This window comes from Mesorhizobium sp. M1088, from assembly GCF_040318575.1.
Classification (GTDB): Bacteria; Pseudomonadota; Alphaproteobacteria; order Rhizobiales; family Rhizobiaceae; genus Mesorhizobium.
In genome coordinates this window covers 341,670-367,073 of the sequence record NZ_JAMYMO010000001.1, presented here as the reverse complement: position 1 = coordinate 367,073, position 25,404 = coordinate 341,670, and the positions used below count along the sequence as shown (strand labels likewise).

25 protein-coding genes are annotated in these 25,404 nt (G+C 63.1%); 13 read left to right on the top strand and 12 right to left on the bottom strand.

Going from position 1 to position 25,404, the window contains the following annotated elements; all coding sequences use genetic code 11:
• Window positions 1-102: 102 nt before the first annotated feature.
• The gene (locus NKH49_RS01885) at window positions 103-1,326 is read left to right on the top strand and encodes an MFS transporter (RefSeq protein WP_352925110.1); all 1,224 of its coding nucleotides are present in this window, start codon (window positions 103-105) and stop codon (window positions 1,324-1,326) included.
• A gap of 58 nt (window positions 1,327-1,384) precedes the next feature.
• Here NKH49_RS01885 and ribB read toward each other — a convergent pair whose 3' ends face one another.
• Window positions 1,385-2,485 (bottom strand): 3,4-dihydroxy-2-butanone-4-phosphate synthase, encoded by a 1,101-nt coding sequence (ribB, locus tag NKH49_RS01880; protein WP_352449900.1) that lies wholly within the window; start codon window positions 2,483-2,485, stop codon window positions 1,385-1,387.
• Between the two features lie 144 nt (window positions 2,486-2,629).
• On the bottom strand, window positions 2,630-3,730 hold the full coding sequence (aroC, locus tag NKH49_RS01875; protein ID WP_352470666.1) for a chorismate synthase: 1,101 nt from the start codon (window positions 3,728-3,730) through the stop codon (window positions 2,630-2,632).
• A gap of 276 nt (window positions 3,731-4,006) precedes the next feature.
• On the opposite strand from aroC, the gene NKH49_RS01870 reads away from it, so the two are divergent.
• Entirely contained in the window at window positions 4,007-4,270 is a 264-nt protein-coding gene (locus NKH49_RS01870) for a DUF1344 domain-containing protein (RefSeq protein WP_023716902.1), read from the top strand.
• A 63-nt stretch (window positions 4,271-4,333) separates the two neighbouring features.
• Here NKH49_RS01870 and NKH49_RS01865 read toward each other — a convergent pair whose 3' ends face one another.
• Window positions 4,334-4,921 (bottom strand): histidine phosphatase family protein, encoded by a 588-nt coding sequence (locus NKH49_RS01865; RefSeq protein WP_352501966.1) that lies wholly within the window; start codon window positions 4,919-4,921, stop codon window positions 4,334-4,336.
• Between the two features lie 31 nt (window positions 4,922-4,952).
• On the bottom strand, window positions 4,953-5,774 hold the full coding sequence (gene fabI, locus NKH49_RS01860; RefSeq protein ID WP_352449903.1) for an enoyl-ACP reductase FabI: 822 nt from the start codon (window positions 5,772-5,774) through the stop codon (window positions 4,953-4,955).
• 571 nt (window positions 5,775-6,345) lie between these two features.
• Between fabI and NKH49_RS01855 the strand changes: the two genes are divergently transcribed.
• From NKH49_RS01855 to NKH49_RS01840, 4 genes are all read left to right on the top strand, one after another.
• Window positions 6,346-7,926: a hypothetical protein gene (locus NKH49_RS01855; protein WP_352925108.1), complete on the top strand. Its 1,581-nt coding sequence runs from the start codon at window positions 6,346-6,348 to the stop codon at window positions 7,924-7,926.
• A gap of 84 nt (window positions 7,927-8,010) precedes the next feature.
• Window positions 8,011-9,033, top strand: coding sequence for a phosphatase PAP2 family protein (locus NKH49_RS01850; protein ID WP_352449905.1), 1,023 nt, complete (start codon window positions 8,011-8,013; stop codon window positions 9,031-9,033).
• Between the two features lie 9 nt (window positions 9,034-9,042).
• A complete protein-coding gene (locus NKH49_RS01845) occupies window positions 9,043-10,590 on the top strand; it encodes a S8 family serine peptidase (protein ID WP_352612392.1) in 1,548 nt (515 codons plus the stop codon).
• A gap of 167 nt (window positions 10,591-10,757) precedes the next feature.
• On the top strand, window positions 10,758-11,459 hold the full coding sequence (locus NKH49_RS01840; RefSeq protein ID WP_352501968.1) for an adenylate/guanylate cyclase domain-containing protein: 702 nt from the start codon (window positions 10,758-10,760) through the stop codon (window positions 11,457-11,459).
• 135 nt (window positions 11,460-11,594) lie between these two features.
• Here NKH49_RS01840 and NKH49_RS01835 read toward each other — a convergent pair whose 3' ends face one another.
• A complete protein-coding gene (locus tag NKH49_RS01835; protein ID WP_023716886.1) occupies window positions 11,595-12,521 on the bottom strand; it encodes a DnaJ C-terminal domain-containing protein in 927 nt (308 codons plus the stop codon).
• A 100-nt stretch (window positions 12,522-12,621) separates the two neighbouring features.
• Window positions 12,622-13,083, bottom strand: coding sequence for an RT0821/Lpp0805 family surface protein (locus tag NKH49_RS01830; RefSeq protein WP_352612390.1), 462 nt, complete (start codon window positions 13,081-13,083; stop codon window positions 12,622-12,624).
• A 40-nt stretch (window positions 13,084-13,123) separates the two neighbouring features.
• Between NKH49_RS01830 and pdxH the strand changes: the two genes are divergently transcribed.
• Together pdxH and NKH49_RS01820 are read left to right on the top strand one after the other, a co-directional pair.
• Entirely contained in the window at window positions 13,124-13,741 is a 618-nt protein-coding gene (gene pdxH, locus NKH49_RS01825; RefSeq protein WP_352501971.1) for a pyridoxamine 5'-phosphate oxidase, read from the top strand.
• Between the two features lie 277 nt (window positions 13,742-14,018).
• Window positions 14,019-14,234 carry a hypothetical protein gene (locus NKH49_RS01820; RefSeq protein WP_352612388.1) on the top strand — a complete coding sequence of 72 codons (216 nt, stop codon included), beginning with the start codon at window positions 14,019-14,021 and terminating at the stop codon, window positions 14,232-14,234.
• A gap of 72 nt (window positions 14,235-14,306) precedes the next feature.
• Here NKH49_RS01820 and NKH49_RS01815 read toward each other — a convergent pair whose 3' ends face one another.
• Window positions 14,307-15,059: a crotonase/enoyl-CoA hydratase family protein gene (locus NKH49_RS01815; protein ID WP_352612386.1), complete on the bottom strand. Its 753-nt coding sequence runs from the start codon at window positions 15,057-15,059 to the stop codon at window positions 14,307-14,309.
• A gap of 53 nt (window positions 15,060-15,112) precedes the next feature.
• On the bottom strand, window positions 15,113-16,876 hold the full coding sequence (locus NKH49_RS01810; RefSeq protein WP_352612384.1) for an acyl-CoA dehydrogenase family protein: 1,764 nt from the start codon (window positions 16,874-16,876) through the stop codon (window positions 15,113-15,115).
• Between the two features lie 123 nt (window positions 16,877-16,999).
• Here NKH49_RS01810 and NKH49_RS01805 point away from each other — a divergent pair, with 123 nt between their 5' ends.
• From NKH49_RS01805 to NKH49_RS01795, 3 genes are all read left to right on the top strand, one after another.
• A complete protein-coding gene (locus NKH49_RS01805; protein ID WP_352612382.1) occupies window positions 17,000-17,380 on the top strand; it encodes a type II toxin-antitoxin system TacA family antitoxin in 381 nt (126 codons plus the stop codon).
• A complete protein-coding gene (locus NKH49_RS01800) occupies window positions 17,377-17,880 on the top strand; it encodes a GNAT family N-acetyltransferase (RefSeq protein WP_352612380.1) in 504 nt (167 codons plus the stop codon). The genes NKH49_RS01805 and NKH49_RS01800 overlap by 4 nt, the downstream gene beginning before the upstream one ends.
• Window positions 17,881-18,018: 138 nt before the next feature.
• On the top strand, window positions 18,019-19,176 hold the full coding sequence (locus tag NKH49_RS01795) for a glycoside hydrolase family 25 protein (RefSeq protein WP_502906609.1): 1,158 nt from the start codon (window positions 18,019-18,021) through the stop codon (window positions 19,174-19,176).
• A 21-nt stretch (window positions 19,177-19,197) separates the two neighbouring features.
• On the opposite strand, the gene purD is transcribed toward NKH49_RS01795, so the two are convergent.
• Window positions 19,198-20,475, bottom strand: a complete 1,278-nt coding sequence (purD, locus tag NKH49_RS01790; protein ID WP_352612378.1) for a phosphoribosylamine--glycine ligase — start codon at window positions 20,473-20,475, stop codon at window positions 19,198-19,200.
• A 156-nt stretch (window positions 20,476-20,631) separates the two neighbouring features.
• Here purD and ubiA point away from each other — a divergent pair, with 156 nt between their 5' ends.
• On the top strand, window positions 20,632-21,615 hold the full coding sequence (gene ubiA / locus NKH49_RS01785; protein ID WP_352612376.1) for a 4-hydroxybenzoate octaprenyltransferase: 984 nt from the start codon (window positions 20,632-20,634) through the stop codon (window positions 21,613-21,615).
• Here the strand turns inward: ubiA and NKH49_RS01780 are convergent, their stop codons facing one another.
• The 3 genes from NKH49_RS01780 to NKH49_RS01770 form a co-directional block, all read right to left on the bottom strand.
• Window positions 21,616-22,182, bottom strand: a complete 567-nt coding sequence (locus tag NKH49_RS01780; protein ID WP_023674094.1) for a DUF6101 family protein — start codon at window positions 22,180-22,182, stop codon at window positions 21,616-21,618. It abuts the gene before it with no gap.
• A 186-nt stretch (window positions 22,183-22,368) separates the two neighbouring features.
• A complete protein-coding gene (locus NKH49_RS01775; protein ID WP_352612374.1) occupies window positions 22,369-23,799 on the bottom strand; it encodes an FAD-binding oxidoreductase in 1,431 nt (476 codons plus the stop codon).
• Between the two features lie 18 nt (window positions 23,800-23,817).
• Window positions 23,818-24,798 (bottom strand): L-threonylcarbamoyladenylate synthase, encoded by a 981-nt coding sequence (locus NKH49_RS01770; RefSeq protein ID WP_352612372.1) that lies wholly within the window; start codon window positions 24,796-24,798, stop codon window positions 23,818-23,820.
• Window positions 24,799-24,957: 159 nt separating this feature from the next.
• On the opposite strand from NKH49_RS01770, the gene NKH49_RS01765 reads away from it, so the two are divergent.
• Entirely contained in the window at window positions 24,958-25,389 is a 432-nt protein-coding gene (locus tag NKH49_RS01765) for a hypothetical protein (RefSeq protein WP_352612370.1), read from the top strand.
• The last annotated feature ends 15 nt before the right edge of the window (window positions 25,390-25,404 follow it).

Sequence of the window (25,404 nt, the reverse complement as noted above, 5' to 3'; positions counted from 1 at the left end):
CATACGTCTCGTATGCCAATTGACATACGCCGCGTATGATCTATTTAAACTCATACGCTACGTATGTAATCGCCGAACCGGCCGTTGTCGAGGAGCCAGACCATGCAAAATCCCTGTTCCCAGATCTTTCGCGCGTCGGGCGCCAAGGGCTTTGCCGCCGCCGGCTTCGTTGCCCGGCTGCCGATGGCCATGGCTCCGATCGGGATCGTCGCGATGCTGTCGCAGACCGATGGCGAATACTGGCTGGCCGGTGCCGTCTCCGCGACATATGCGCTGGCCAACGCTTTTGTCGCCCCGCAGGTATCGCGACTGGTGGACCGCCTCGGCCAGACGCGGATTGTGGTGCCGACCACCATGATTTCCACGCTCGCTTTTGCGATCCTGATTGCAGCGGCCAATCAGCATTGGCCGATATGGACGCTATTCGTCTCGGCGCTGCTCGCCGCCATCATGCCCAGCATACCGGCAATGGTGCGCGCACGCTGGACCGAGATTTTTCGCAACCGCCCCGAGTTGAACACGGCGTTCGCCTTCGAGTCGGCGGCGGACGAACTGGTGTACATCGCCGGCGCATCGCTGTCGGTAGGGCTGAGCGTCGCGCTTTTCCCGGAAGCGGGAGTGCTCGCGAGCACATTGTTCCTCGCCTTCGGTTCGACGGCCTTCATCCTGCAGCGTTCGACCGAACCGCGAGCCCGACCGGTGGAACACGGTTCGGGCGGCTCGGCAATCCGGCTGCGGCCGGTCCAGATCATCACCTTGGCCCTGATCTTCATCGGCGCGACCTTCGCCACCACGGAGGTGAGCACCGTGGCGATCACGAAGGAGCTTGCCCAGCCGGGCGCCGCCAGCTTCGTCATCGGCGTCTACGCGCTCGGATCGTTCGTCGTCGGCATCATCATCGGCGCCCTGAACCTGAAAGTGCCGCTGCAGATTCAGCTTGCCATCGCAATCGCCATCATTGCGCTTACCTCGCTGCCGCTGCTCGTCGCCGACACCGTGCCGCTGCTGGCACTGGCCGTCTTCGTCAGCGGCGTGGCAATCTCGCCGACCTTCATCACGGCATTTGGCCTGATCGAACGGCGCGTGCCCGAGGCGGTGCTGACCGAGGGCGTGACCTGGGTGATGACCGGCATCGGCATCGGCATGGCGCTCGGCTCGTTCGCCGCCGGCTGGGTAGTGGACGCTTTCGGCGCGCAGAACGGGTTCTGGGTATCGGTGGCATCGGGCACAATCGCGCTGGTCATCGTGCTCGCCGGCCAGCGCAGCCTTGCCGCGCCGAACTGCGACATGCCTGCATGCGACGCAGCCGCGGTCGCTGCGGAATAGTTTCCGGTGCGTTCGGCCCGAGCCGGGGCCGGACGCATACCAGCACCGTGAGAATGGCCTAAAGAATCTCGGTCTTGGCGATGTGGATGCCAAAACCTTCGAGGCCGACATAATGGCGCTCGCGCGAGGCGATCAGATTGATCGAGGAAATGCCGAGATCCTTGAGGATTTGCGCGCCGAGGCCGATCTCGCGCCATTCGTTTTCGCGGCGACGAGCCTCTTCATGGTCCTCGCGGTCGCCGGCAGCCGGCCGCTTGCGCTCCTGATGGGCGACGCCGACCGAGCCTTCGCGCAGATAGACGATGACGCCGCGTTGGCGCTCGCCCATTGCCTTCATGATGGCGTCCAGCCTGTGGCTGGTGCCGAAGACGTCGCTGACCACGTCCTCGGAATGAAGGCGCACCGGCACCTCGACGCCGTCGCGGATATCGCCGAAGACGACCGCCACGTGATGCATGGAGTCCCAGGGCAGCGTGTAGGTGAAGACCTGCGCCTTGCCGCCCGGCGTCTCGATGTCGGAACAGGCGACGCGCTCGACCAGCGTTTCCTTGCGTTGCCGGTAGCCGATAAGGTCGGCAACCGAGATCTGCTTCAACCCGTGCTTTTCGGCGAAGGCCTGCACCTGCGGGCCACGCATAACGGTGCCGTCATCATTGACCAGCTCGGAAATGACGCCGACCGGCGGCAGGCCGGCGAGCTTGCAGAGGTCGACAGCGGCTTCGGTATGGCCCGAACGCATCAGCACGCCGCCTTCGCGCGCGATCAGCGGAAAGATGTGGCCGGGGCGCACGAAATCGGACGCGCCGACATTGCCGTTGGCGAGATTGCGCACCGTCAGCGTCCGGTCGTCCGCCGAAATGCCGGTCGTGGTGCCGTGCTTGAAGTCGACGCTGACGGTAAAGGCGGTGGTGTGGGCGGAATCATTGTCAGCCACCATCGGCGACAGGTTGAGCCGCTTTGCTTCCTCGCGCGGCATCGGCGTGCAGACGATGCCCGACGTGTTGCGGACGATGAACGCCATCTTTTCCGGCGTGCAATGGACGGCGGCGACGATCAGGTCACCCTCGTTCTCGCGGCCGTCATCGTCCATAACGACGACGATCTCGCCGCGCTCGAAGGCGCGCAGGGCTTCGACGATTTTCTTCTGGTCGTAAGGCATGGGTGCTCGCTTCGCTCGCGGGAACAGGGGAGTAAGGGAGTAGGGCAGTACGGGAGTAGGGAAAAGGAAAAAATGCTGTCGTGGGAGCTGCGTAACCTACTCCCCTACTCCCCTACTCCCCTACTCCCCTACTCCCCTACTCCCCTACTCCCTTCCCGTTTGTCCCCGATGACGCAGATAATGATCGGCAATGGCGCAGGCAACCATCGCCTCGCCGATCGGTACGGCGCGGATGCCGACGCATGGATCGTGCCGGCCCTTGGTCATGATCTCGACGTCGTTACCGTCCTTGTCGATCGACTTTCGCGGCGTCAGGATCGACGAGGTCGGCTTGACGGCGAAACGCGCGACGATCGCCTGGCCGGTCGAGATGCCGCCGAGGATGCCGCCGGCATTGTTGGACAGGAAGACCGGCTTGCCGTCATTGCCCATGCGCATCTCATCGGCATTCTCCTCGCCGGTGATGCGGGCGGCCTCGAAACCGTTGCCGATCTCGACGCCCTTGACGGCGTTGATCGACATCAGGCCGGCGGCGATGTCCTGGTCGAGCTTGGCATAGATCGGCGCGCCAAGCCCCGCCGGAACGCCGTCGGCGACGATCTCGATGACCGCACCGACCGAGGAGCCCGCCTTGCGGATGCCGTCCAGATATTTCGTGAAGACGGCGACGGACGCCGGATCAGGCGTGAAGAACGGGTTTTCGGCGTCGCCGACGAAATTCCAGTTCCAATTGGCGCGATCGATCGATTTATCGCCCATCGACACCAGCGCGCCGCGCACCACCATGCCGGGCACGACCTTGCGGGCAAGCGCCCCGGCCGCCACCCGCGCCGCCGTCTCACGCGCCGAGGAGCGACCGCCGCCGCGGTAATCGCGCAGGCCGTATTTGACCTCGTAAGTGTAATCGGCATGGCCCGGCCGGAACTGGCGGGCGATGTCGCCATAGTCCTTGGAGCGCTGGTCGACGTTCTCGATCAGCATCGACACCGGCGTGCCGGTGGTGACCATCGTCTCACCGTCCTCATCGAGGATGAAGCCGGACAGGACCTTGACCTCGTCAGGTTCGCGACGCTGCGTTACAAAACGTGACTGGCCGGGGCGGCGCTTGTCGAGTTCGGCCTGGATCTCGTCGCGAGTGAAGCGGATGCCTGGCGGACAGCCGTCGACGACGCAGCCCAGCGCCGGCCCATGGCTTTCGCCCCAGGTGGTGACGCGGAAAAGATGGCCGAACGTGTTGTGCGACATGGAACCAGCCCTGCCGGCGTCGGAGCCGGCCTAGCGCATGACCCCGAAAATCGGAGCGATTTTCGGAAAGGATCATGCACAAAATCAAAAGTGCTACAGCGTCCCCTTGCGCGTCCAGGAGGACGCGCGGCGCTGTCGCCTGCCTTCTATTGGCGTTTTCCACAGTGGTCAAACTGTGATCCCGCGGATTTAGTTTTGACACATTCGATTGGTTTCTGCTCAGTTCCGTTCCGTTGGACGGAGCCGCTGTACCGGCAATGATTAAAGAGGACGATGATGCGTATCCTGATTGGCGCTGTTGCCGCCACGCTGTTGATTTCCACCGCCGCCTTCGCCGGCCAGACCGAGGGCCTGATCAAGAAGGTCGACAAGGATGCGCTGACGCTGACGCTGGACGACGGCAAGTCCTACAAGCTGAACGCCGAAACCGACCTCGATGCGCTGAAGCCAGGCATGGACATCGTCCTCGCCTACGACGTGACGAATGGCGAGAACGTCGTCACCGACATGGAACTGCCGGACACCGGATCGACCGAGTAGGACGCGTCGATATTCAGCTGATGCCGGCCCGACCTGATCTCAACATACGCTAGGTCATCGGTCTCAGAGCCACTCCAGGCGCCGGCCGTCCAGTCTGAGCACGCGATCCTGCGGCACTTCCATGCTGACCGCATCTTGTTCGGACATCCCCAGTACCAAGCGGAACATTACGCGCATGATGCCACCATGGGTCACGCAGACCGTCTGGCGATCGAGCGCGTCGAACCACGGCTTCACCCGTTCGAGCAGCATCTGGTAGCTTTCGGCGCCCTCGCCGGGCGGCTGGAAATTCCATTTATCGAGGCGGCGGCGCCTGGTCGAACCGGGATTGTTCGCCTCGAGTTCGGCAAAGGTGAAACCCTGCCAGTCGCCAAAGCTCAATTCCACGAGCAGCGGCTCGGTACGATAGGCGTACGGATCGAGCTTCATCGCCGCGCGCAGGCGCTCCATCGTCTCGCGCGTGCGCCGCATCGGGCTGGCGACAAAATCGAAATCTTCGGGCTTGTCGATGAGTTCGGCCAGCCTGCGCCCGTTGCGGCTAGCCTGCTCGCGGCCGAGCTCGTTGAGGTCGGTATCGGCCTGCCCCTGCAGCCGGGCCTCGGCGTTCCACGCCGTCTGGCCGTGGCGCACGATATAGACGAGCGGGTACATCAGGTCTTCCGGAAGAGGTCAGGCGGTGGCGTCAGTCCTTGACCGTCGAAATATCCGGCGCGTCGACCGCCTTCATGCCGACGACATGATAGCCGGAATCGACATGATGGATCTCGCCGGTGACGCCGCGCGAAAGGTCGGACAGGAAATAGACGCCGGAATCGCCGACCTCCTCCTGCGTGACCGTCTGCTTCAACGGCGAATTGTATTCGTTCCATTTCAGGATATAGCGGAAATCGCCGATGCCGGATGCGGCAAGCGTCTTGATTGGGCCGGCGGAGATCGCGTTGACACGGATCTTCTTGGCGCCGAGGTCGACGGCCAGATAGCGCACGCTGGCTTCGAGTGCCGCCTTGGCGACACCCATGACGTTATAGTGCGGCATCACCTTTTCCGCACCGTAATAGGTCAGCGTGAGCAGCGAGCCGCCGTCGGTCATCAGCGCCTCGGCACGTTTGGCGATGGTGGTGAAGGAATAGACCGAAATATCCATGGTGCGCAGGAAATTGTCGCGCGTCGTCTCGACATAGCGGCCGGTCAGTTCGTCCTTGTCGGAAAAGGCGATGGCGTGGACGAGGAAATCGAGCTTGCCACCCCAGTGCTTGCTGACATTTTCGAACACCGCATCGAGGCTGGCCGGGTCGGTCACGTCGCAATGGCCGGCGACATGCGCGCCCAGTTCCGCCGCGAGCGGCTCGACGCGTTTCTTGAACGCCTCGCCCTGATAGGTCAGCGCGATCTCGGCGCCATGGTCGACACAGGCCTTGGCGATGCCGTAAGCGATCGAGCGATTGTTGGCGATGCCAAGGATAAGGCCGCGCTTGCCGGCCATAAGGCCCCGTCCACCCGCCATGTCAGCGCTCTCCGAAAGGTTCTCTGCTTTGTGGAGTGCCTATCGCACAGCCACAGTGCCCCTTCAAGCGTTCAAAGCGGACAGTTCGGGGGACAAAAGCGTTTGCTCAACAGCGCCGCGCGTCCTTTGGACGTGCAAAGGACGCTGTAGCGCTTTGACCTTGCAGTCATGGGCCGGTGGGAAAATCCGACACCTAGTGTCCGTGTGGCACGGCGGAAGAGGACCCTTTGGCGGAAGTTCGTTGGCCCGTGGCCGAAGCACGCTCATGACCCCAAGCCGACAATGGGACCGCTTACATCGAACGACCGCTTGATGTCGCTACCGAGTCCTTCCGTCACAGCAGAAATCCCGTCTCGAATCCTTTGCCACGTGTAGGTTTGACCTCACGGAAGCCGAGAATTACAGATAGACTTATATTAGCAGATGCTATATTAGGGTGCGGGGACGCGAGGGGCCGCTAGTGTACTCGGATTGCCGTCCTTTCCTTAGATTGATTGGGCCATTCGCGATTGAGAGCGCGGATGGCGCGGACGTCACGCCGCATGGCAGACGGTCTAAAGCGCTCTTGGCCATGCTCGCCCTGGCACCCAACGGTACGCGGAGCCGAAAATGGCTGCAAAGCAAGCTCTGGAGCACTCGCGGCGAGGAGCAGGGTGCAGCGAGCTTGCGGCAGGAGCTGTCCGAGGTTCGGAAGTCGCTCCGCCGCGCCGGCATTGATCTAATCTCGACCGATCGTGATGTGGTTCGACTCGACGTCGCTTCGATCGGCATCGATTTGAACGATCCACCCGAAGGCTCTGCCACGCGTGATCTGCTTGAGGGCCTCGATATTCGCGATCCAGAGTTCGAGGATTGGCTTCGTGAGCAAAGAAGCCAATGGCCCCGGCCTCGCACAGTGCCAGCAAACGTCTTTCCTGTTGCCGCGGCAGATCAGTTGTCCGGACAGCGAAGCGCCTCACTTCTGAATTCGTCGCGGCTATGCTTGGGCCTGGTTCGCGATGCCAGGTGGACGGAGGGCTCCGCTAACAGGGCCGTCAGCGACCTTGTCCTGGATCTGGTGGTTCGATCGATCCTGAATTTCGAAGTGGTCGACGTCGTGGATTTTCAAGCGCAGGGACCGCTGACCCAAGCGCCTGACACTGCGCTACCAGACTGGCTGTTGCAAACCAGGGCAACGGTGGTGGGCGACAGAGTGGGCCTGACATTTGCATTAATTGCGCCCGGTGACAGCCGGCTCTTGTGGTCGCATACGGATTTTCTCGAGCCGGCCGACCTGACTGGCCCGGCGAGCCTGAAGCTGATGTCGTTGGTCAATCAGATCGTGTTTTCGATCCTCGAATTCGTTCTCGATCCTAAGTCCATCCGCGACGAGCCCCGACACCGGGCGTCTCGGCTTGCATTGACAGCGCTGCGACAGGTATTCCGCATGCGCGATACGGACCTGGATTCGGCGGAGCGCATGCTCGCCGAAGCATATGAGCTCGACCCGCGTAGCACGTATCTGGCGTGGCAGCTGTTTGTGTTTGTCACCCGCTTTGGCGAGAGACGGGTCGGCCGCTCGGGCACCTTTCACGATCAGGTTCGGGAATGCGCCAGTCGCGCCGTCGAAGTGGCCCCCTTCAATCCTATCACCCTGGCGTTGGCCGCTCATGCCCATTCGTTCGTCTTTCGTGAATACGCACAGGCACTGGAACTCGCCGATCGAGCGATAGCCGCTAACCCGCTACAAGCCATTTGCTGGGACATGCGTGCCTTGACGCTCGGCTATCTCGGCGAAGTGAAGCGTGGCTATGAGGATGCGATGCGCGCACGTGCACTGGGCGGGCCTCCCCTGTATCGTTACTGCATCGATACCACGTGCTGCATCTTGGCAACTCTGAACGGGCGCTTCGAGGAGGGGATACGTCACGGCGAGCGTGTCCTTGCGCAGCAACCCACATACCTACCCGCTTTGAGATACTCGGCTGCCTGCCACGGGCATTTGGGGCATACTGTGGAGGCAGTTCGAACTATCGAACGCTTGCGCGCCTGGGAGCCGGATTTCTCGCTCGAGCTGCTTTCGGAGGAGAATTATCCAATTGCAGGCGTACTCGGAGTTTCGGTTATCAAGAGCGGGTTGTCGCGGATAACGCTGCCAAGGTACGCACCCTAGCGCTGCGCACCGCAGGCGTTACGTCGAGGCTCCGACCACCAGTTGGCGCGGATCAAATTTAGAAGCTTTAGTTGAGGGGTGGACATGATGTCGACAATTGATCTCAATAACAAGTTGTTTAGCGCCCGATTCTTAGTAAGTGGATCGGCCATAAGGCAATATCCGCTGATATTGGGTGACGCAAGTCCTGAAAAATCTCTTGAGGAATACATCAAAAATAGAGGCGGCGAAAAACTGCATCCTTTCGCGTCTATGATGACCAAGAGCAGCGTTCTGTCGATTCAAGAAGAGCAGATCGTGATAACGATTTCTGATGACCCTGTGGAGGGTGCCATGCGCCTTTCGCCAGCCTTCCTGGCGGGGCCGAGCGCAGGTCGAGGTCGAGGCAGGGGCAGAGGGCGCGGACGAGGACGGGGACGCGGCAGGGGGCAAACGGCTTTCGAAACTGGCGAGGAGGCTTTGCCGGCGTGGCACGACAAGCGTGCCTTGCACAGGATCGGACTAAGCGTCGCCAACAAATATCTCGGTGCGATCTGGGAGGACATTCTTATCGATCCCCCGCCCGGACCTTCAGAGAGCCTCAGGGAGACAGAAGCGCTTATCGATCTGCAGAAGAGGAGGGAAGGTGACCCGCTGCGGCGCGAGGAGATCGTCCGCCAAGCATCGTTCGGGATTTTGGACTACACGGCACCGCTCGGAATAGACACTCTCGCGGGCTTCGAGGGGACATGCGCATTGATCGTTGCGATCCTCGAACTCACGGAGGAGATCGGGCTCAACTACAAAGATCGATTCAATCGGCCACGGCCCAACATCATTGAGCCGAGGCTGCGGCCGGCGCTTCCGGTTCCTTCGCACGCTTCCTACCCGTCCAACCATTCATTTCAGTCATTTGCAGTGGCGAACGTTCTGCAACGGATGCTGCCCGAGCACGCCGGCGTAACCGCGGTTTATGAGCGCGCCCGCCGGGTGGCCGAGAACAGGGAATGGGCCGGGCTGCACTACGCCAGCGACACCGATGCCGGCGAGGAACTGGCTGCGCGCATTTCTCCGTACTTGGTGGACGCGATGGATGAAACGATCAGACGCGCCCAGAGCGAATGGTAGGTGGGTGCCATGATGGACGACATCAAGAAGGGCGAAGGCCATCTTTGTTATGACTGGTATCACTACCTGTGGCACCTGATCGCAATCGGCGCCTTACGCGATCGTCCGCGCATCCCTGAAGCGCGGTTGCCGCACGAGGCCGCATACCTGCTGGAGGCCGACGCCTGGGATTTGTTGGGTACTGACAAGCCCGGTTACGGCGAGGTCATTGCCCAGATCGATACGGGAGTGAACTCAAGCCATCCCAATCTCGAGCCTCGTATCCTTTCTGCGGTCAGCTTCGCCGCTCACCCTTTCGGGTTGAGTTACGTCACACCCAAGCAGCAACCGCTCGTCTTGCGGGGGCCGGAAAAAAAGCAGAGCAAGAGCTTTGTGGGCGACGATACCTGGGCGTGGGCGGCAAGCCTGATCAAATCGAGGAACAATGCGCAGGAAGTCGAGGTTCAGAAATCGCTGCTTCGAGCACTGAAAGATGGGCGCGGCGTAATTCAGGAGACTGCTGAGACCTCGCGTATGCGCTACTCAGCGCACGGGACCGCCTGCGCCGGGCTGATGGTCGGCGCCCCTGCGGCCCCGCCCACGAAGTTGAGGCAATTTAGCAACGGTGAAGGCGCAATACCTTATTGGGGGGTCGCCCCAGGCGCTGAACTCCTGCCGATCGAGATTTCAGCACGGCCCGACGCAGCGCAGCTCATTCTGGCGTTCCTCTATGCCCGCGACCAGAAGGTTTCAGTCATACACTTTCCCCGGGAAGTACCCGATCCATGGCGAGCGCACCGTTCCTATCCTGGATATGGCGACAGCAGATATACTTCGGTCGAACAGGCAAAGCCAATTTGGGATTATTTCGAGACGCTTTTCGAGGCGATCAGCGAGGAAATCCCCATCATCTGCGCAGCCGGCAACGATGGCTACGACCATCTGATTTACCCGGCGAGCAAGGCCGGCGAAAGCAATGGCGTGGTTGCGGTGGCGGCCGCCACTTATCTGGCGAGACGTTCGGCATATTCCAACTACAGCGGCGATCCGACCGACAATTCCGTCACCATTTCCGCGCCGTCCGACGACCAGGAGGTGTGTACACGCTGCCAAATACGACTGGACCGTGAGTCGCTGCGTTCACGTGACCACAATTTCGAGATCTACGAGAAGCTCCCCCAGGTTGAATACGCGCCGCAGGGCGTGCTCACCACGGACATCCCGGGCCACCACGGCTATTCCGGCGGACAGCTGGAAGGAATCCAGCCACCGGGCGTCGAAAGCAGAGACCGCGCCGGGCTCTACACAGTATTTGGCGGAACATCTGCAGCCTCGGCCATCGTCGCGGGAGCAGCCGCTTTGTTGCAGTCGAAACATCGCTCCACCGGTAGGCCGCTCAACGGCATAGAGGTTAAGGCGAAGATGACCCAGTCAGGCGCAAAGGAGGTTTCATGGCCTTGGCTTAAAAAAGCTGACGTTCCGATTCTACCGGACAGCCCTAATTGCGAGAGAAGGGTGCCTTCGTTCGATCAGCAGTTTGGAGCGGGGCTGCTTGACCTCCGGAAGTTGCTGAGCTGAGGGTCCCGCCGAATTTTGACTAAAAGGTCGGCTGCAAGCCGCCAAAGCCGGGCCCGAATGGATTTCTGACGTAATTCTGACGTGCCCGCCACGGCGGGCTTACGATCCGCCTACGCCGTCCAGTCATATTCGAGCGACATTTGAAACCGCTCGGGGGCCGGACTCCAATGCATCCGATCACTGCCTATACGAATCCACAGACTGACCGCGTGCTCCCGTCATTCGGCATGGGTGAAACGAAATTCCAGCGCGCCATCGCCACGATCATGTTTACCGACGTGGAGGACTCGACCGGCTTGGCGAGCGCACTTGGCCTGATCGAAACCACGCGGTTCATGATCGAGCACTTCACGTTGACCCGCCAGGTCGTGGTGGCCAATGGGGGGATCGTTCAAAACTTTACAGGCGACGGCGTGCTAGCTCTCTGGCTGGGGAGCGAAATGACGCCCAGCGAAACGGCGCTAAAGGCGCTGGCCGCCGTCGCGGAACTGGTACCGGAAATCTCGCTCGGCAACGCTTGGAAGCGTTCAATGGGCTCCCTGTCGCGCCGCATCAGGATCGGCTTACACTCCGGCGAGGTGATGTTCGTCAACGATCGCCAGCGGGATTTCTCTTTTCTGGTCGGCTCGGAGGTAAATTTCGCCCGCCACGTCGAGCAGGCTGGCAAGAGGGAGAATGGCGCAGGCGTCGATGCGCTGGTGATGGTCAGCGGTGCGACCCTCCACCTTGCTGGCCTGGCGACTGCATCGATCGACCCCTACAAGCTTGTGCGGCTAACCCCCGCCGAACTGGCTCATCGCCAGTCGGTCGACTGGCCTCGACCGTGTTCGCGAAGCGGAACTATGGCGCGTGCAAATGTCGGCCTTTGAGGCGTTAGCTGACGTTGAACCTACTTCGGCCAAATGGCGGCTCCTGGCGCTGGTTGCTCGTTTCCTGTCAATAACCGACGCGGCATGAAACCACTCACGCCCGCTTACGACGTCAAGCGCCAGCCTTTTCGACCGTCAGCCCTTTCGCCTGCGCATCAGTGCCTCGAGCTCGGCGTCGCCGCCCTCCGGCAGCATCAGCCGCACGTGTGCGTAGAGATCGCCGTGACCGCCGGCCTTTTCCGGCAGGCCCCTGCCCTTCAGCCGCAGAACCTTGTCCGAGCTCGACCAAGGGGGAACGTTGACCGCAATCCTGCCGGTCGGGGTTTCGACCGCCACCTTGGCGCCATGCACCGCATCGGCCAGTTCCACCGGCAGGTCGACATGCAGGTCGCGGCCTTCGACGCGGTAGCGCGGGTGCCGGCGGAAACGGATCTTGACCAGCGCATCGCCCGGCTGCCCCGGTCCTTGCTCACCCTGGCCTTTCAACCGGATGGTCTGGCCGTCCTCGACATAGGCCGGCAACTTGACCGCCATCTTGCGGCCGTCGGGGAACATCGCCGTCACTTTCTCGGCGGTTGCGGCCTCCTCGATGGTGACGTCCAGCGTCACGTTGAGGTCGGCTGCAGTCGGCATCCGCCGGCCGGCGCCCATGCCGGCACCGCGCTGCTGGCTGAAAGCATCGCCGAAGATCTGGCTAAAGATGTCGCTGTTGCCGTCGAACGGGTCACCACCGGGACGGCCCGTGCGGAATTCGAAATGCGCGCCGCCCGGCCCTTGCTGCCGGCGGAAACCGGCGAAAGGATCGGCGCCGCCGGCCGCACTCTCGAAACCCTGAAACCGCGGTTTGCCTTCGGCGTCGATCTCACCGCGATCGAAAGCCGCCCGGTTCTTCTCGTCGCCGACGATCTCGTAAGCCTGATTGGCGGCGGCAAAACGCTCCTTTGCCTTGGGATCCGGATTCTGGTCCGGATGATACTTCTTGGCGAGCTTCCGGTACGCCGATTTTATGTCCTTGGCCGATGCGTTCTTGGCAACGCCCAGCACCTCATAGGGGTCGCGCATGCTTACTGCCCTGGAGAAGGAGTGGTTCCATGATCGCCTCCTATATGCGCTTGCATAGGAAGAAATTCCAGTGGCTTACCGCTATATAGCCGGCGGAAAATCAGAGCGCCTTGAAGTCCTGCATTCGCCAGGCGCTGCCGCCGGCCAGGCATACTTCGCCTTTGAACAGCGCGACGCCGTCGAAGCTCTCGCGCGACGCGGTGAAGCGACGGCATGTCTCACCGTTAGCCCTGAATTCTGCGAGCTCGGTGATGGAGCCGCGCGAGCCGGTGTCGGCATTCGCCCAGGGAACGGCCTGCCCAGCCAGTTGCTCGACGTCGGCGGAGGACACGGCGTTGCGGATCGTGGCCTGATCGGAGGCGCGGTCCTGATCGAGCGGCGTGACTGAGGCCGGCGTGCTCGAGGTCAGCACCGAGCGGTCGACCTCCGCCTGCTCCAGGCTGAAGCCGCCGCCACCACAGGCGGCAAGCGGCAGGACGATTATCACGATCATGGCTTTGGCGCTGGCCGAAGCGATAACGCTCCATTGCCCACTGTCAAAAGCTTGCGCGATACGCGACAATCGGCAATCTCCCCAGCCGGCGACAAATTTGGGAAAAACTATGAGCGAAACCGGGTTAACAAGCGGTGACTTTACCGAGGCGGCGGAGCCGTTCCGGCTCTTTGCGGCGTGGCTCGACGACGCGACGAAGAGCGAGATCAACGACCCCAACAGCGTGGCGCTGGCGACCGTTGATGCCGAAGGCATGCCGAATGTGCGTATGGTGCTGCTTAAGGGGTTCGACGAGGGCGGCTTTGTCTTCTACACGAACTTCGAGAGCGCCAAGGGCCGTGAGATCCTTGGCAGCATGAAAGCGGCAATGTGCTTCCACTGGAAATCGCTGCGCCGCCAGGTGCGAGCGCGCGGCCCGGTGGAGATCGTCACCGACGCCGAAGCCGACGCCTATTACGCGACGCGTCCGCGCGGCAGCCGCATCGGCGCCTGGGCATCCAAACAGTCGCGGCCGCTGGAGAGCCGCTTCGCGCTGGAAAAGGCGGTCGCCGAATACACGGCGCGCCATGCGATCGGCGACATCCCGCGGCCAAAACACTGGTCAGGCTTCCGCATCGTGCCGCAGACCATCGAGTTCTGGCACGACCGTCCGTTCCGGCTGCACGACCGTGTCGTGTTTTCGCGCAACGCCGAGGGCGGTTGGGACAAAATGAGGCTGTATCCGTAGGGCACGACGGTGGAGCGCCGCTGCCCATTTTTTCAGCCCTTCTTCCTGGTCATGAAGGCGGCCAAGGCCGGGCCGCTTCTGGCGGATTTCCAATTCCCACGATCACGATCTCGTGTGCGTGAAACGTTCCAGCTTGCCGGAACGAACCAGGAAAGGGCTCAACGCGCCGCTGGCGCAAATTCAGGAGGAAACAATGCATTCACTCAGGTTGGTCACGATAGCCGGTCTTGCCTGCCTTTTCGCTTCGCAAGCCTTTGCGGAGGACGCGATGGGGACAATGACGGTGATGAAGGGTGGGGAGGTCATGGCGATCATGCCCGATGGGCATATGGGCACCATGATGCCCGACGCGAAGATGAGCGCCGAAATGATGAAAATGGCGAAACCGATCAAGCATTGCATGATGTTGATGACCGACGCCAAAGGCAAGACGTTCATGATCGACACGTCTTCGGCAAAGGCCCAGGCCGAATGTAAAAAAATGGCGATGTGACAAAGAGATCATGGCAAGAAAACCCGCCGGTTTCTGCCGGCGGGTCCACGATGCGAGACAAGGCCAGAAGGTCTAGGCCTTCTTCCTGGTCATGAAGGCCGTCAAGGCTGCGCGGGCCTCGTCGGATTTGAGCCGCTCGCGGAAATGCTGGCTTTCCTGGCCGATGCGTTCGACAAGGGCGTCGCGCGAGCCGCGCATCAGGTCGCGCGCGATCTTCAGCGCTTGCGGCGGTTTGGCAGCGATCTGGCCCGCCGCCGCCAATACCGATGCTTCGAGTTCCCTCTCCTCGACCACCTCGTAGATCAGCCCGGCGGCCTTCGCGCGCTCGGCCGAAAAGCCCTCGCCGAGGCCAAGCAGCGCGAAGGCGCCTTGGCGGCCGAGGATCTGCGGCGCGAGCAGGCTCGAACCGGCCTCCGGCACAAGGCCGAGATCGACGAAGGGCGTCCGGAATAGTGTGCGCGGCGTGGCGAAGGTCAGGTCGCAATGCAGGTTGAGCGTGGTGCCGATACCGACAGCAATGCCGTCGACACCGGAAACCATCGGCTTTTCCACCTTGGCCAGCGCCATCAGGAAATCCCAGACCTCGGTACCGCCTTCACCGCCCGAGGCGACAATCATGAAATCGGCAAGGTCGTTGCCGGACGAGAAGGCACCGGGCACGCCGAGAAAGACATGGACGCGGATCGCCGGATCGGCGTCGCCCCCGGCAAGGGCCGCCGACATCGTCGCGTACATGGCGCGGGTCAGGGCGTTCTTCTTGTCCGGACGGTTGATGCGGATGATCTGGATGGCGCCCTGGCGTTCGACGAGGATGTGGTCTGTCACGGATTGGTCCTTTGTGAATTTCGGGCCTTTGTGAATTTCGGCGCGTGCGAACCTCAGGCTGAAATCAGCGCCTTGCCGGCAACGGCAAGGCTGTCGGCGCCGCCGACGACGCGCTCTTTGAGCGCGGCCACTTCGCCAAGCAGGTTCTCGGCGAAGAACCGGCAAAGCGCGATGCGGTTTTGGTCGGCAAGCGCGCCGCGCGCCAGATAGGCCCCGCCTGCGGCAAGCGAGATCAGCCTGAGATAGGGTGTGGCGCCGGCCAGCGCCTCGTCCGATCGGCCTTCGGCTTGCAGGTCTTGCAGGAAACGGGTTGCCTGGGAGAGCTCGTCGAGCGCCTGGTCGAGGCGATCGGCGGTGCGGCCGAAGCCTTCAAGGTTCGACGCTCGCACCGCATCGGCAACGGCCTTGAGTTCAGCGATGTAGCCATGCACATGCCGGCCGCCGCCGAGCGGCAGCTTGCGTGTCACCAGATCGATCGCCTGGATGCCATTGGTGCCTTCGTAAATGGGCGCGATGCGCGCGTCGCGATAAAGTGCTGCGGCCCCTGTCTCCTCGATGAACCCCATGCCGCCATGCACCTGCAGCCCAAGCGAGGCGACCTCGACGCTGACGTCGGTCGAAAAGGCCTTGGCCAGCGGCGTCAACAGATTGGCGCGCTCCTGCCAGTGCTTTGCATCTTCGCTCTGCGACGCAAGATCGATGGCGTGGGCGCAGGAATAGCAGATGGCACGGGCAATCTGGGTCAGCGCCTTCATGGTCAGAAGACTGCGCTGGATGTCGGGGTGATGCACGATCGGCGCCATGCCGGCACCGCGATAGCTCGCCGCCTTGCCTTGCCGGCGACCGTTTGCATAGGCGAGCGCCTTCTGCGTCGCCGCCTCGGCGACTGCGACGCCCTGAATGCCGACGGCAAGGCGCGCATTGTTCATCATGGTGAACATGCAGGCGAGGCCCTTGTTCTCCCCGCCGACCAGCCAGCCGATCGCGCCGGGCGCGGTGCCTTCGAAGCCATCGCCATAAATCATCGTGCAGGTCGGCGAAGCGTGGATGCCCAGTTTGTGCTCCAGCCCGGAGCAGAAGACGTCGTTGCGTGCGCCCAGCGCGCCATCGTCTCCGACCAGGAATTTCGGCACCAGGAACAACGACAGGCCGCGCGTGCCGGCCGGCGCGTCCGGCAGCCGCGCCAGCACCATATGGATGATGTTGTCGGTGAAATCGTGCTCGCCATAGGTGATGAATATCTTTTGCCCGAAGATGCGGTAGGTGCCGTCGCCGGCCGGTTCGGCGCGGGTTCGCAAGGCATTCAGGTCCGAGCCTGCCTGCGGCTCGGTCAGGTTCATGGTGCCCATCCATTCGCCGGAGACCAGCTTTTCCAGATATTTGGCCTTGAGTGCCTGCGAGCCATGCTTGTCGAGTGCTTCGACCGCGCCCATGGTCAGCGTCGGGGCGATGCCGAACGCCATCGAGGCGGAGTTCCACATTTCGAGCGCGGCGACGCCGAGCATGGCCGGCAGCGCCTGGCCGCCATACGCTTCAGGCGCGGACAGCGCATTCCAGCCGCCGCCGATCCAGCGGCGATAAAGTTCCTTCCAGCCGGGCGGGGTGGTGACGGCAGCGCCGTCGAGCACCGCGCCTTGCTGGTCGCCGATCTTGTAGAGCGGCGCCACCTCCTCACTGGCGAAGCGGCCGGCCTCGGCCAGAATGGCGTCGACGAGGTCCTCGCCGAGTTCGCCAAAGATGCCGGCATCGAGCGCCGGCTTCAAGCCGGCGACATGCTTCAGGGTGAAGGCGATCTCCTCGACCGGTGCCCGATACATGGCGCTCGCTCCTCCTCTGTCCGGCTCTCCTCAGTCCGGCAGGTCAACTCAAGATCCGTGCCGACGCTCCCCGTCCACCTTCGTTTTACGTAAACGTCAAACTTTGTCACGCGGATTTTGCAGTTGCTGGCTCGTCTGCAAAAATATTTAGAGCCGGACGACGCACTTGATTTGTACGGCTATTTCCCGTACAAGGCAGCATCAGGGGTGACGATAATGCCAAACCAACAGACCCGCACCGCCCGTCTCGAAGCCCGTATTTCGCCGGATATGCTGGACGTTGTGAAACGTGCCGCCGAAATCCAGGGCCGCAGCGTCAGCGACTTCGTGGTCGCCGCCGCTCAAGAGGCGGCGCAGCGTACTATCGAGAACACCACCATCATGCGTATCTCCATCGAAGATCAGCGCGCCATGATGGAGGCGATTCTCAATCCGCCCGAGCCTAATGAGGCACTGCGCAAAGCTGCCGACGCCCACAAACGGCTGGTCGTCGAAACCCGGTGACTTTCGCCGTCATTATCGAACCGCTCGGCGGATCGCAGGATCGCAAGGCGTTCAGCTGCGGGGTACCGGCGCTCGACCGCTACATTCGGGAGCAAGCCAGCCAGGATGTCAAACGCCGAGTCGGCAATTGCTTCGTTGCCGTGGATCGCGATGGCGGCGCGATCGCCGGATATTACACTTTGGCGGCGTCGAGCATACCAATCGCGTCCTTGCCTGACGAACAGACAAAACATCTGCCACGCTACCCGGTTCTGCCCGCGATATTGGTCGGCAGGCTGGCCGTCGATGCCCGATACCAGCGGCGGCGGGTCGGGTCGGCGCTGATCGTGGATGCGCTACGACGTAGCGTTAGCGCTGCCCCAGCAGCCTTCGCGTTGATTGTCGATGCCAAGGATGACCAGGCGGTCGCGTATTATCGCAGGCATGGCTTCACCTCGTTTCAGAGCCGCCCGCTATCACTGTTCCTGCCCATAGCAACAGCGTTGAAGCTATTTGGCTGACAATCGCAACCATCGCTTTGCTCTTGAGGAGTACCAAGGATCGCTTCGCCAGCGCTCCAACTCGCCCACTCGGCACCCGAAGCATTTCCTTAACCATGGCGGTTCAGGATTTGGCTTTGGCCAGCAAGGATCTGCTGTTTGAAAACGCCGGCGCGCCCCCTTGTCCGCTCAGCGCTTCTCCTTGTCGCGGCCGCGATGACCCTGGCGCTGACGCCGGCAAAGGCCTCGGATTTCTCCGAACCTTGGAAGGATGCCGACCGGGCGCTGGTCGTCGACGCCTACGAATACAATTCCATCGACTGGACCCGGCTAGCCGCCGACAAGCGTCTTGTCGGCTTCATCAACAAGGCATCCGACGGAATGCCGCCACCCTATTTCTGTTTCGGCGACGAGACCGAGGTGCGGCTGTGCAAGACGCTTTGGAAGCGCCATGCGATGGCACAGGAACTGTTCCAGACGCGCAAGGTTGTGGCCAAGGCGCTTGGCTTGAAATGGGGCGCCTATCACCTCGCCCGCCCCGGCAACCCGGTCGGACAGGCCAATAATTTCATCGAGTTCGCCGAACCCGGACCGGATGACCTGCTTGCCCTCGACATCGAGGACGATGACCCCACCCAATGGATGTCGCTCGAGGATGCCGAGGAATTCGTGCGCCATGTGCATCGGCGGGTTGGCCGCTTTCCAGTGCTCTACACCAACGGCACGACAGCCAGGCATATCGCCGACAACAAGTATAAATACCCGCTCCTGTCCCGGCTGCCGCTGTGGTATGCGCGCTACAAGCCAGACATCGGCGTGCATTTTCCGATGGGCAACTGGCAGGGTTATGCGCTCTGGCAGTTTTCGGCGCGAGCAAACTGCGGCCGGTTCCGCTGCCCTTACAGGGTCGCGGGCACACCCAACGATATAGACGTCAGCGTCGCGCCGATGAACGCCACGGAATTGCGCGCGCAGTGGCCGTTCGGCGGCCTGATCGACGTGCAGCCGGATTATCTCACCTCGATACCGGTGCCGCTCTCACGCGAGGCGGGGCTCGCCGGCGGCACCATCACTTACGCCAGCGTGACGCCAGCAAGCTTCGAGGAGATGGTCGCGGTATTCAGGGCGCGCCTGGCCAGGTTCAGCAGCGGCTTTCAAATGCCTGCGGCGAAAGCGGTGCCGGGCCTTCTGCGCGGGATTGCCGAATATGTCGCCTGGACGCGAAACGAAAAGCGTGCGGCATCGGTGCCAGGATTTGTCTCCACCGCCGATGCGGTCAGCAGCGTCTCGACCGAATTCGACCACGGCTTGCGCTGAGGCCGAAGGCAGCCCGAAGCATCAGTTCGCCTGCTCGCGCGCCACCGCCAGCCAGCCAATGTCGCGGCGGCAAAAGCCTTGCGGCCAGTCGATCCGGTCGAGCGCGGCGTAAGCCTTCTTCTGCGCCTCGCCGACGGTGCGGCCGGTCGCCGTGATGTTGAGCACGCGACCGCCATTGGCGACGAGTGCGCCGCCGTTTATGGCGGTGCCGGCATGAAATATCTCGACGCCCTCACCCGCCGCCGCCTCGACGCCGCGGATGACCGAGCCCCTTTCCGGCGTGCCGGGATAGCCCCTGGCTGCCATCACCACGGTGAGCGCCGCCTCGTCGCGCCAGCGCACCGAAGTATGCGCCAGCTGGCCGTCGGCGGCTGCGTTGAGCAGGACGAGCAGATCGTCCTTCAGCCGCATCATCAGCACCTGGCATTCCGGGTCGCCGAAACGGGTATTGTATTCGATCAGCTTCGGCCCGCTGTCAGTGATCATCAGCCCGGCGAACAGCACGCCGGAAAACGGCGCGCCTGTTTCAGCCATGCCGCGCATGGTCGGCTCGACGATCTCGCGCATGGTTCGGTCGATCATTTCCGGCGTCATCACCGGGGCCGGCGAATAGGCGCCCATGCCGCCGGTGTTCGGGCCGGTGTCGCCGTCACTGAGGCGCTTGTGGTCCTGCGCGGTGCCGAAGGGCAGCGCGGTGGTGCCGTCGCACAGGCAGAAGAAACTTGCTTCTTCGCCGACGAGAAACTCCTCGACCACCACTTCCGCGCCGGCCTGGCCGAAGGAGCCGTCAAAACAGGCGTCGAGCGCGGCCAGCGCCTCGTCAAGCGTCATGGCGACGGTGACGCCCTTGCCGGCAGCGAGGCCGTCGGCCTTGATGACGATCGGCGCACCCGTCTTCTCGACATAGGCCCTGGCCGAAGCCAGATCGCCGAAGCGGCCATAGGCGGCGGTCGGGATGCCGTATCTGGCGCAGAGGTCCTTGGTGAAACCTTTCGAGCCTTCCAGCCGTGCCGCTGCCTTTGACGGTCCGAAGACGCGGATGCCCTCGGCGCGCAGGTCGTCGGCAATGCCGGCGACCAGCGGCCCTTCCGGCCCGACCACCACGAGGCCTATTTCATTCTCGCGGCAGAACCGGGCCACCGCCGTGTGATCCGCAATATCGAGCCTCACCAGCTCGGCTTCGCGGCCGATACCCGGATTGCCGGGCGCCGCGTAGAGTTTGGTCAGCAGCGGCGACGCCGCGATCTTCCAGGTAAGCGCATGCTCTCGTCCGCCGGAGCCGATCAGCAAAACACGCATGCCCAGATTCCTTGCCATTTCACGACCAGGACTGCGCTATTGCGCCGCGCGCGACGGGTCAAGACATTTGGCTGCCGAAGCGCCGATTGCGCGTGGCGAGCGTGCGGGGGCTGCTTGACGCTTGACGGCATTCGCCTCTGCTGCCACTCCAGCAAAATGGAAACCGTCCAGTCGAAAGCGGCCCAGGGCCGCGTCGCCGATGCGCCGAGCGGCCACTGGGTCTATCGCGTGCTGCCGCGGCGGTTGTGGCCCTATGCGCAGCTTGCCCGGTGGGACCGGCCGATCGGCTGGCAATTGCTGCTGTGGCCATGCTGGTGGTCGGCTGCGCTTGCCGCGAGCGCCTATCCGCGTCCGACGGACCCGCTTCTCTCTCTGCTGCCGTCGCCGTGGTATCTGCTGCTGTTTTTTCTTGGCGCGTTCGCCATGCGCGGCGCCGGCTGCACCTACAATGATTTGGTCGACGAGGACATCGACAACCAGGTGGAACGCACGCGCTCGCGGCCGCTGCCGGCCGGCAAGGTCACGCGCCGGCAGGCCTGGATGTTTGTTGTCGTGCAGGCACTGGTCGGCCTTGCCGTGCTTTTGCAGTTCAACAGCTTCGCCATCTTGCTCGGCATCGGCTCGCTGGTCATCGTCGCCGTCTACCCGTTCATGAAGCGGTACACCAATTGGCCGCAACTCGTTCTCGGCCTTGCCTTTTCCTGGGGAGCGCTGATGGGATGGGCGGTCGAGTTCGGCGATCTCGATGAGCCGGCAATCATGCTCTATATCGGCTCGATCCTGTGGGTGATCGGCTATGACACGATCTATGCGCATCAGGACAAGGAAGACGACGCTATTGTCGGCGTGCGCTCGACGGCGCGCCTGTTCGGCGACAATACCAAGGCGTGGCTGGCCGGGCTTTATGGCGGAGCGCTGGTCTGCTTCGCCATCGCCTTTGCCTCGGCACAGGCACCGGTGCCTGCACTGGCCGGGCTGATCGCCGCCGGCGCGCATCTGGCGCGGCAGATCGGCGTGCTCGACATCGACGACCCGGACCAGTGCCTGAGGCTGTTCAGATCGAACAACCAGGTCGGCTGGCTGATCTTCCTCGGCCTGATCGGCGGCGCGGCCTGGGTGGCGCTGAAGCCGCTGGTTTAGCTACTCCCGCGAAATGAGCTCCTCGCCGCCGATGACCAGCCTGAGGCCGAGGTCGCCGGCGCGGCGGCGGGCGAGGAAGCGCGGGCGGCGCATGGTCGAGACGCGACCCTTGCGGCGGTCCTGCGCCGGCAGCGCCTTGATGGCGGCGCCGAGCGATTCTTCCAGCGTGCGGGCAATGCCGTCGGCCTCGATCAGCAGCATCGGCAGGCGGTAGGCGTCGGCCCAGGCGCGCCAGTCGGCGGCGACGTCGTCGAGATCGTCGGCGACCAGCAGCGGCACCGACAGCATCGGGTCATTGTGCAGAAGCTCAAGCGTCACTGTGACATTGCCATCCGGATCCTCCATCGCGCGGGCGGCGACGCCGCGAAACGCGTTGGCGGGCAGAGCGATGATCGCCGGCACGCCGCTCATCTCCAGCGTGCGGCGGATAACCGCGCCGCGCTGGTCGATGGTGAAGGTAACGTCGCCATAGTCGTCGCGGGTGGCGTAGCTCACCACCTGCGGCAGGCGAAATGGGTCGAGGCGCATATTGCGGCCGGCCCAGACTGGCTTCAGTCCAGTGTTCATATCGTGCCTTTCCTGTTTCTCCTGAGAGCCGGTGTTTCCGGTTCTCCGGGCCGGTTTTCCCAGCCTCGTTTGTGGAGAAACATTAGCGCGGGCTTCTTATCCTCGCGCTTAAGAAAGTCGGTTAAATTTTGCTGATCCGGGGCGGATGGTTATCGGAATGCCAACCGGCGCAGGCCGGCGAAAGGATCAGATAACCTTACCCGGATTCATGATGCCGGCCGGATCGAAGGCGGCCTTCACCCTGCGCATCAGCTCGATCGCCATCGGCGGCGCCGTCGCGATCAATTCGTCCCGCTTCAACTGGCCGATGCCGTGCTCGGCCGAGATCGAGCCATGAAACGCGCGCACGACGTCGTGCACGGCCTTGTTCATGATGTGGTAAAGGCCGAGAAACGCCTCGTCATCGCCGTCGGCCGGCCGGGAGATGTTATAGTGCAGGTTCCCGTCGCCCATGTGGCCGAAGCAGACGACGCGTGCGCCGGGACTGACCGATTGCACGGCGCCGGCGGCCTTTTCAATGAAGGGCGGGATTGACGCCACCGGCACCGAGATGTCGTGCTTGATCGAGGCACCTTCCGGTTTCTGCGCCTCGGGCAGCACCTCGCGGAAATTCCAGAACGCATCGCCCTGGGCCATGCTTGCCGCGATCACCGCATCGCCGACGATGCCTTGCTCGAGGCCTGCCTGCAGCACCTCCTCGATCAGCGCCCTTGCGTCGTCGGCCGAACGGCCCGACGAGATCTGCATCAGCACATACCACGGCCAATCGCCGGCAAGCGGCCGCACCACGCCTTGTGCGTGGGCAAGCGTGAAGTCGTAGGGCCTCTGGCCGATCAGCTCGAAGGCGGTGAGCGCTGCCCCTGCACGGTCCATCGCCAGGCTGAACAGCGACAATGCCGCCTCCGGCGATGACAGGCCGGCAAACGCCACCTCGCGCCCCTTGGGCTTGGGGAACAGCTTGAGCACGGCGGCGGTAATGATGCCGAGCGTGCCCTCGGCGCCGACGAACAGGTTCTTCAGATCGTAGCCGGTATTGTCTTTTTTCAGCTTGCGCAGATCGTCGAATACTTCGCCGGTCGGCAGCACCACTTCGACGCCGAGGCAGAGCTCGCGCGCATTGCCGTAGGCAAGCACGCCGGTGCCGCCGGCGTTGGACGAGAGATTGCCGCCGATCTGGCAGGAGCCTTGCGCGGCAAGCGACAGCGGAAACAGCCGGTCGGCGGCATCGGCCGCTTCCTGCAGCGTCTGCAGGATGACGCCGGTTTCGACCGTCACCGTGTTGGACAGCGTATCGATCTCGCGGATGCGGTTCAGCCGCGACAGCGACAGCACGATCTCGCGGCCGGATGCGTCCGGCACCTGGGCGCCGACCAGCCCTGTGTTGCCGCTTTGCGGCACGATGGGCGTGCCGGTTTCGGTCGCCAGCCGCATGATGCTGCTGACCTCCTCGACGCTCCCCGGCCTCAGCACCAAAGCCGTCCTGCCGTGCCAAAGTCCGCGCCGCTCGGTGAGGAAAGGCGCGATGTCCCGCTGATCGCGCAGCGCATATTTATCGCCGACGATTGTCGCAAAGCGGGCGACGACGGCGGGGTCGAGATCGGGGGAAATGTCGTTCATGGGTGGAAACTATGGTGCTCAATCCATCTTGTCACGCGGGGCGATCTTGTCACGCGGGGCGGCGGCGCGCGAAAGCCGGTCGTTGATCGCCTCGCCCAGCCCTTCGAACGGGATCGGCTCGACGGCGATGGTTTTGGCGCCACTGTCATCGAGATCCTGCAGATGGGCGAAGAGATTGCTTGCCGCCTCGCGCAGGTCGCCGGTCTCCGACAAGTTGCGCAGGGCGGCTGCATCGCGCCAGCCTTCGGCACGGCGGCGGCCGAAGGCCAGCAAGGCTTCCCCCGGTGCGACCTCCGCAGCATTGAGCCGCACCGCCGCACCTGGCGCATAGTGCGAGGCGAGCATGCCGGGCGCCTCGACGACCGAAGCGCCGCGCAGCAACTTTGACCCGGCCACCGCTTCGATCTCTTCGGCGGCAATGCCGCCCGGCCGCAGCAGCCGCAGCTTTCCAGCTTCAACCTTGACAATGGTCGATTCCAGCCCGACCGGCGTCGCGCCGCCATCGACCACAAGCTTGATCCGGGGACCGAGATCGGCGGCCACGGCCTCGGCCGTCGTGGCGCTGATCCTGCCCGAGGAATTGGCGCTTGGCGCCGCCAGCGCGCGGCCGAACCTGGCGATCAGCTCGCCGCCAAAGCCTTTCGGCATGCGCAGCGCGATCGTTTCCAGACCGGCGGTGACCAGCGGATGAATGCCGTTGCCGGGCCGTTGCGGCAGCACCAGCGTCAGCGGCCCCGGCCAGAATGCCTGCGCCAATCTTTCCGACAGCGGATCGAACAGCGCGATGCGCTCGGCCATCGCCGGGTCGGCTATATGGGCGATCAGCGGGTTGAAGCGAGGGCGGCCCTTGGCTTCGAAGATGCGGGCCACGGCAACGCCGTTGGTCGCGTCGCCGGCCAGCCCATAGACGGTCTCGGTCGGGATGGCGACGACATCGCCGCTCTCGAGCAGCGCCAACGCCCTTTCCATCGCCTCGCCGACGGCACGAATTTCAGCCACTGTCGTCACCTCACGGATGCGGGTGCCTAATACGCTGACGCCGACGGAGCAAGTCCGGGCGTAGGCGAATCGCAAATCGCTAAAATGCTCTGTTTCTCCGCAAGCCGGCATCAACTGCCCTCGGCTACGGTGCCGTCTTGTTGGGCAAGGGGAATTATCATGTTTTCGATGCGTATCCTTGGAGCGCTTGGTCTGGCGTTTATGGCCGGCACGGCACAGGCCTCATCGCTGGTTTTTCTCGGGCAAACGACGGCGACGCCTTCGGTTGTAAGTGCCGGCGCGCTCGAACGGGCGAAAACACCGTCGATCGTCGCGCTCGGCGAGAAGTTGCCTGACGTCAATGAAAACGTCACCGATGAAAAGGTCGCGGCAATCCCGAGCCAGCCGAACCATGGCTTCACCGGAACCCCGATGATCATTCGCGGCGGTATCGTCGGCGATGCCTTTGCAACGCCCGCGCCCAAAGCCGCGCCGGCCACCGCTGCCGCGCCCGCCGCGGACAGCAAGGCCGACCCAAAGGTCGCCAGCAAAACCCCTGAACCAGCTGCGCCGCAGCCTGCGCCGCTAGCAGCTCCCGACCAGCCGAAATAGCGCCACAAGCGATGA

Coding starts and splice junctions, on each gene's coding strand:
- NKH49_RS01885 (WP_352925110.1), top strand. CDS start 103: ATGCAAAATCCCTGTTCCCAGATCTTTCGCGCGTCGGGCGCCAAGGGC.
- ribB (WP_352449900.1), bottom strand. CDS start 2,485: ATGCCTTACGACCAGAAGAAAATCGTCGAAGCCCTGCGCGCCTTCGAG.
- aroC (WP_352470666.1), bottom strand. CDS start 3,730: ATGTCGCACAACACGTTCGGCCATCTTTTCCGCGTCACCACCTGGGGC.
- NKH49_RS01870 (WP_023716902.1), top strand. CDS start 4,007: ATGCGTATCCTGATTGGCGCTGTTGCCGCCACGCTGTTGATTTCCACC.
- NKH49_RS01865 (WP_352501966.1), bottom strand. CDS start 4,921: ATGTACCCGCTCGTCTATATCGTGCGCCACGGCCAGACGGCGTGGAAC.
- fabI (WP_352449903.1), bottom strand. CDS start 5,774: ATGGCGGGTGGACGGGGCCTTATGGCCGGCAAGCGCGGCCTTATCCTT.
- NKH49_RS01855 (WP_352925108.1), top strand. CDS start 6,346: ATGCTCGCCCTGGCACCCAACGGTACGCGGAGCCGAAAATGGCTGCAA.
- NKH49_RS01850 (WP_352449905.1), top strand. CDS start 8,011: ATGATGTCGACAATTGATCTCAATAACAAGTTGTTTAGCGCCCGATTC.
- NKH49_RS01845 (WP_352612392.1), top strand. CDS start 9,043: ATGATGGACGACATCAAGAAGGGCGAAGGCCATCTTTGTTATGACTGG.
- NKH49_RS01840 (WP_352501968.1), top strand. CDS start 10,758: ATGCATCCGATCACTGCCTATACGAATCCACAGACTGACCGCGTGCTC.
- NKH49_RS01835 (WP_023716886.1), bottom strand. CDS start 12,521: ATGCGCGACCCCTATGAGGTGCTGGGCGTTGCCAAGAACGCATCGGCC.
- pdxH (WP_352501971.1), top strand. CDS start 13,124: ATGAGCGAAACCGGGTTAACAAGCGGTGACTTTACCGAGGCGGCGGAG.
- NKH49_RS01820 (WP_352612388.1), top strand. CDS start 14,019: ATGACGGTGATGAAGGGTGGGGAGGTCATGGCGATCATGCCCGATGGG.
- NKH49_RS01810 (WP_352612384.1), bottom strand. CDS start 16,876: ATGTATCGGGCACCGGTCGAGGAGATCGCCTTCACCCTGAAGCATGTC.
- purD (WP_352612378.1), bottom strand. CDS start 20,475: ATGCGTGTTTTGCTGATCGGCTCCGGCGGACGAGAGCATGCGCTTACC.
- ubiA (WP_352612376.1), top strand. CDS start 20,632: ATGGAAACCGTCCAGTCGAAAGCGGCCCAGGGCCGCGTCGCCGATGCG.
- NKH49_RS01780 (WP_023674094.1), bottom strand. CDS start 22,182: ATGAACACTGGACTGAAGCCAGTCTGGGCCGGCCGCAATATGCGCCTC.
- NKH49_RS01775 (WP_352612374.1), bottom strand. CDS start 23,799: ATGAACGACATTTCCCCCGATCTCGACCCCGCCGTCGTCGCCCGCTTT.
- NKH49_RS01765 (WP_352612370.1), top strand. CDS start 24,958: ATGTTTTCGATGCGTATCCTTGGAGCGCTTGGTCTGGCGTTTATGGCC.